The sequence below is a fragment of the Salinicola sp. genome, from assembly GCF_982684285.1.
On the sequence record NZ_CEXLVS010000355.1, the window covers coordinates 1 to 3,045 of the forward strand.

The 3,045-nt window shown below is 64.1% G+C and carries 4 protein-coding genes; 2 read left to right on the plus strand and 2 right to left on the minus strand.

Going from position 1 to position 3,045, the window contains the following annotated elements; translation table 11 throughout:
* Both AC3AYF_RS19690 and AC3AYF_RS19695 read left to right on the plus strand, forming a co-directional pair.
* Positions 1-729, plus strand: a 729-nt coding sequence (locus AC3AYF_RS19690) for a type 2 periplasmic-binding domain-containing protein (RefSeq protein ID WP_487780237.1), incomplete at its 5' end; no start/stop codon positions are given.
* Positions 730-902: 173 nt separating this feature from the next.
* Positions 903-1,736 (plus strand): HDOD domain-containing protein, encoded by an 834-nt coding sequence (locus tag AC3AYF_RS19695; protein WP_295040977.1) that lies wholly within the window; start codon positions 903-905, stop codon positions 1,734-1,736.
* A gap of 45 nt (positions 1,737-1,781) precedes the next feature.
* On the opposite strand, the gene AC3AYF_RS19700 is transcribed toward AC3AYF_RS19695, so the two are convergent.
* Positions 1,782-2,246 carry a GAF domain-containing protein gene (locus tag AC3AYF_RS19700; protein ID WP_487780238.1) on the minus strand — a complete coding sequence of 155 codons (465 nt, stop codon included), beginning with the start codon at positions 2,244-2,246 and terminating at the stop codon, positions 1,782-1,784.
* 117 nt (positions 2,247-2,363) lie between these two features.
* A partial coding sequence (locus AC3AYF_RS19705) for a MetQ/NlpA family ABC transporter substrate-binding protein (protein ID WP_487780239.1) occupies positions 2,364-3,045 on the minus strand: 682 nt, incomplete at its 5' end.

The following is a 3,045-nucleotide window of genomic DNA, read 5'->3' on the forward strand; positions in this document are numbered from 1 at the left end:
TTCTCGGAAGCGGGACCGGTGCCGGCGCAGGGCAACGTCGCCCAGCAGATCTTCTGGTACACGGCTTTTACCGCCGATATGACCCAGCCGGGCCTGCCGGTGGTCAACGAGGATGGCACGCCCAAGTGGCGGATGGCGCCATCGCCGGTGGGGCCGTATTGGGAGGATGGCATGAAGAAGGGCTATCAGGACGTGGGGGCCTGGACCTTCATGAAATCGACGCCCGAGAAGAACCGTCTCGCGGCTTGGCTCTACGCTCAGTTCGTGACCTCGAAAACGGTCTCGCTGCAGAAGACGCTGGTGGGGCTGACGCCGATCCGGGAGTCCGACATCCAGTCCCAGGCAATGACCGATGCCGCACCGAAGCTGGGTGGCCTGGTCGAGTTCTATCGCAGCCCGGCGCGACTGCAGTGGTCGCCGACCGGCACCAACGTGCCGGACTATCCCAAGCTGGCGCAGCTGTGGTGGCAATATATTTCCCAGGCCGTCAGCGGCGAGACCAGCGCGCAGCAGGCCCTGGATGGGTTGGCGGACGCCCAGGATCGCATGATGGAGCGTCTGGAGCGGGCCAATGTCCAGCCGAACTGCGGGCCAAAGCTGAACGAACCCCGCGATGCGCAGTATTGGCTGGATCAGCCCGGCGCGCCCAAGCCCAAGCTCGACAACGAGAAGCCGCAGGGCAAGACCGTCCCCTACGCCGAGATGGTGAAATCCTGGCAGGAGAGTTAAGGATAGGGGCCGTACTCGATATAAGTGATTGCTGTCGCCTGGGCGGCGACCTTCCCGCCGGTTCTCCGGCGGGATTTTTTTGTCCCACCGACCCGTAACGGCCTATTCTGCCCCTCGCTCTCACGACTTTTGCCCGGGCGATAGATAACATGGGGGGATAGCAGGAGTAGACCATGCCATTCAACTCGCTTTTCGAACACATTCACCAGTTACCCAGCGTTCCCGCTGTCGTCACCGAGCTGATTGCCAGCCTGGACAACGACAGAATCAGTGTTCACCGTGTTTCCGCCACCATTCACAAAGATCCCAACCTGAGCCTGAAGCTGCTTCGTTCGGCCAACTCCGTGCGATACGGCGTAGGGCGCAACGTGGCGACGATCGACGACGCCCTGCTGCTGCTGGGATTCGATCGCGTGCGCACGCTCGTCATCGCCTCGGGCATGGTCGGCATGCTCAAGGACGTCCCCGGGCTTGATCGCAAGGCGTTCTGGCGTGAATCGTTCATGGTCGCCAATCTCAGCCGCACGATTGTCCGTCACAGTCAGTTGGGCGATCTGGCACCGGAGACCGCGTTCACCTGCGGCATCCTGCATCACGTGGGATCGGCGTTGATGCACATCGCCGATCCGGAAACCATGCGACGAATCGATGCGCTGGTGGCCCAAGGTGCCCCTCGCGCCGAGCTGGAAGCCAACCAGTTCGGCTACACGTTCAGCGAGGTGGGTGCCGAGCTGGGCCGTCGCTGGCGGTTCCCGGAGACCATCTGCAACGCGCTGACCTACCAGGACAAGCCGCTGGATGCCGTACCTTTCTCGCCCTACGCCGCTGCCGTGCACCTGGCGATCGGGCTCTACCACAATATCGCCAGCGGGCGCCGGGAGGAGCACGCCCTGGGCGAGATGCCGCGGGAGGTTCGTCGGCCGCTGGCGCTGGATCTGCTGGCGCTCTACGAAGATATCCTGCAACTGGTGCGCTCGGACGACGAACTGGGTGTCTTCCTGGATTGAGGCCGGGCCTCCGTGCCTCAATCCAGGGGGATGGGGTACTCGCCTTCAGGCGGGCGGCGGCAGGTCGCTGGCGTCGCTGAACACGCGACACAGGCGTTCGATACCGGCCTGGTCCGCGTGGCTGAAGCGCGCAGGCACCGGGCTGTCGATATCCAGCACCCCCCAGACCTCTTCATCCAGGAGAATCGGCACCACCAGTTCGGAACGGGAGGCGGCATCGCAGGCGATATGGTCCGGAACGGCATGGACATCGTCGACTCGCTGGGTCTGGCGCGAGCGTGCCGCGGCACCGCAGACGCCTTTCGAGAACGGGATCGGGTTGCAGGCGGGCCGGCCCTGGAAGGGGCCCAGAATCAGCGTCTCGGGCTGGCGCTGGAGGTAGAAGCCGACCCAGTTCAGGTCGTCGAGGGCCTGCATCAGGAAGGCGCTGGTTTGAGCTGCGTTGGTCAGCCAGTCGCGCGTGTCCAGAAGCGCTGTCAGTTGACGCTCGAGGAGATCGTAATCGGTCATCGTGGATGTCCTTCGGGGGTGGCACGGGCAGGGGCAGGGCGGAAACGAAAACCAGCGCCGAGGCGCTGGTTTCGTGCGGATGGCTCGCGTCCCGTCACGTTCGTGACGATGGCGTGATCATTTCCAGCCGGCAACGGCGCCCCCCTGGAACAGCTCCTGGGCCTTGTCGGCGACCGCGTCGGACTGGTAGGCCTTGACCAGCTCCTGAATCTCCTTGCGGTCCTGGTCGCCGCCCCGCACGACGATCAGATTGACATAGGGGGAGTCCGGGCCTTCCTTGATCAGCGCATCGTCCAGGGTCAAGCCGGCGGGCTGGGTGAAGGTGCTGTTGATGAAGGCCATGTCGACGTCCTGCAGCACGCGCGGCATCTGGGCGGCCTCGATCTCCTTGAACGAGTAGTCGTGCGGGTTCTCGGTGATTTCGATCGGCGTCGCTTCCAGATTCTCGGCATCGTCGAGCGTGATCAGCCCGTGCTTGTCGAGCAGGATCAGCGACCGCCCTTCGTTGGTCGGGTCGTTGGGCACGGCGATCGTCGCGCCGTCCGGCAGCTCGTCGATGCTGTCGTACTTGGCGGAGTAGGCGCCGATCGGATAGACGAACGTCTTGCCGGCGATGGCGAAGTCGTAGCCGCGGTCGTTGACCATCGACTGCATGTAGGGTTCGTGCTGATAGGCGTTGGCGTCCAGGCTGCCGTCGGCGAGCGCGGCATTGGGCGTCACGTAGTCGGTGAACTCGACGATCTCGACATCGAGGCCGTACTTCTCCTTGGCGACCTGCTTGGCCACCTGCATCCCATCG

What these genes read in the sequence shown, in the direction of transcription:
- AC3AYF_RS19695 (WP_295040977.1), top strand. Translation starts at nt 903, where the DNA reads ATGCCATTCAACTCGCTTTTCGAACACATTCACCAGTTACCCAGCGTT.
- AC3AYF_RS19700 (WP_487780238.1), bottom strand. Translation starts at nt 2,246, where the DNA reads ATGACCGATTACGATCTCCTCGAGCGTCAACTGACAGCGCTTCTGGAC.